The organism is Corynebacterium sp., assembly GCF_012837295.1.
In the GTDB taxonomy this organism is placed as follows: domain Bacteria; phylum Actinomycetota; class Actinomycetes; order Mycobacteriales; family Mycobacteriaceae; genus Corynebacterium.
Genome location: NZ_DURI01000301.1, coordinates 1 through 2,512, shown reverse-complemented (window position 1 = coordinate 2,512; position 2,512 = coordinate 1). Strand labels below are relative to the sequence as shown.

Sequence of the window (2,512 nt, the reverse complement as noted above, 5' to 3'; positions counted from 1 at the left end):
CGAACGACCGCGTCGTCGAGGACGTGCGGTCGCAGCTCGGTGACGGCACCGGCGTGCTGCGGGGCGGCCTGGATCGGGAGTCGCTGCGGCTCAATGTGGTGCGGCTGCGCGATACGACGAAGCGGCCGGCGTGGCTGGCGTCGCATCTGCGGGAGCTGCCGGGGTCGGGCATTATCTACTGCCTCACCGTCGCGGCGGCGGAGGACCTGGCGGAGGCGCTGACCGCCGCCGGTTACGAGGTCGCCGCCTACACCGGGCGCACCGACGCCGCCGAGCGGGAGAGGTTGGAGGCGGCGCTGCTGAACAACGAGGTCAAGGCATTGGTGGCCACGTCGGCGCTGGGGATGGGGTTCGACAAGCCGGACCTCGGGTTCGTGGTGCACATGGGCGCGCCCGGGTCGCCGATCTCCTACTACCAGCAGATCGGCCGTGCGGGCCGCGGCACCGATCGCGCGGAGGTCGTGCTGTTGCCGGGTGCCGAGGACCGCGACATCTGGGAGTACTTCGCATCACTGTCTTTTCCAGCGGAGGACGTGGTGCGTTCGCTTCTCGACGAGCTGGCGTCCTACGGAGATCAGCCCGCGTCGACGGCGCGGTTGGAAACCGCGGTCGACTTGTCGAGGTCCAGGTTGGACCAGGTGTTGAAGGTCCTCGACGTCGACGGCGCCGTCCGCCGCGTGCGGGGTGGCTGGGTGGCCACCGGTGCGCCGTGGGAATACGACGCCGCCCGCTACGGCGGATTGGCCGCAGCACGGAAGGCCGAGCAGGACGCCATGATCGCCTACGAGCGTCTCGGCGAGGGCGCGGGAGGTGCCGTTTCCAGTGGTGCGCCCGCAGGTAATCCGGGTGTGGGTAATCCGGGTGTGGACGGGCCGTCGGCAAGCTCTGGCGCACCCGACCCCGATGCCTGCCGCATGCTGTTCCTGCGACGGCAGCTCGACGACCCGACCGCGACCGGGCCGTGCGGGCGCTGCGACAACTGCACGGGGCAGCACCTCTCCCCCGACGTCGATGCGCGGATCGACGACGTCGTGCGGGCGCGGTTGACCGAACCCGGCGTGCGCATTCCCGCGCGGAAGCAGTGGCCGACCGGGCTCGATCGACTCATGGCGGGCGGCGATGGTCTGGGGCGGGCCGGGTCGACGCTCGGCGCCACCGGTCTGCGCGTGCCGTTGAAGGGGAAGATCGCGGGCATCGGCGACGGGCGCGCCATCGGCCGACTGAACGACATCGCCCGTGGACCCGCGCTGTCCGAGCTGCTCGCCGAGGCTTCGTGGCGGCCGAATGCCGCGGAGTGGAAGCGGGATCGGATGTTGCGCGACCTCGTCGACGTGCTCGCCGGGTGGGATTGGGACGTGCGGCCCGACACCATCGTCGCCCTGGTCACCCACGACGCCGTCGAGGGCGTCGATGGCGGGGCTGCGGGCACGGCTGACTCTCCGGACTCCGGCGGCCCGATGTCCTCGGCTGAGCATGGTTCGGCGCTCGACGAGATGGTCGTGGCCTGCGCCATCGCGATCTCCGACATCGGCCGAATGGGATTCGCCGGCGTGCTCCCCGTGCGCTACGGTTCTCGCGCCGTGGAAGCCCAGAACTCCGCGTATCGAGTGGCCGGACTCGCCGACCGGTGGGACTGGGCGGCGATCTCCGACCTCGAGCTGGGCGACGGCCCGATCCTCCTGGTCACCGACTGCGTCGACACCGGGTGGTCGGTGACGCTCGCCGCTGCGGCCCTGGCCTCCGCCACCGGCCGTGAGGTGCTCCCGCTGGCGCTGGCGTCACGGGGTTAGTCCACCGCTCCAGCCGCCCCGGCCCCTCCCTAACCTGACGCTCTCATCGCCGGAACTGCTGGGCCACGCCGGCCCCTCCCCCACGAAATCGCGATCCACGCGCTGGATCGCGATTTCGTCATTCATGCTGCCCCCTCCCACGCCCACGAAATCGCGATTCGGGCACCAAATCGCGATCTCGTCACGCGCGCAGCCCGCATCGCCGGGCACCAGACCGACGTGGCGCGGCAACAGTCCTCGCAGTGGGTCGCGCTCGTGCCAAGGAGATGCCAACGCCGCGTCGCCAACCGCGTTTCCGCAGGTCGCGAATATCACTGGCATGCCCACGGCACGAAACCCGCGCCACCCCACTACTCGATGCTCGCGCCACCCCACGGCACGAAACTCGCGCCACCCCACGGCACGACGCTCGCGCCCCTCCGAAAACGCGACAGCGCCGCACCTCCCGTGGGAAGTGCGGTGCCTTCAGCGTCAGCGCACGCCATGCGGCGCCGTCGACGCCCACGAACGCCAACGCCGCCCGTGCGTCGAAACGCAGGGCGGCGGGTGAGGCACCCGGGGCGGCCGACGAAGCCGACCGCACCAGACGAACCGTGAGACTTACGCCTCGGCGGTCTCGGCCTCGACGATGTTGACGGTGCGCTTGTTGCGCTTGGTGCCGAACTGGACGGCGCCGGCCTTCAGGGCGAAGAGCGTGTCGTCGCCGCCACGGCCAACGTTCT

At 70.9% G+C, this 2,512-nt stretch carries 2 protein-coding genes; one reads left to right on the top strand and one right to left on the bottom strand.

The genetic code is table 11. From position 1 onward, the window contains the following. On the top strand, positions 1 to 1,790 hold a 1,790-nt coding region (locus GX015_RS09720; protein ID WP_291344729.1), incomplete at its 5' end, for a helicase-related protein. Positions 1,791 to 2,390: 600 nt separating this feature from the next. On the opposite strand, the gene GX015_RS09715 is transcribed toward GX015_RS09720, so the two are convergent. Further along, on the bottom strand, positions 2,391 to 2,512 hold a 122-nt coding region (locus tag GX015_RS09715), incomplete at its 5' end, for a 50S ribosomal protein L27 (protein ID WP_291344731.1).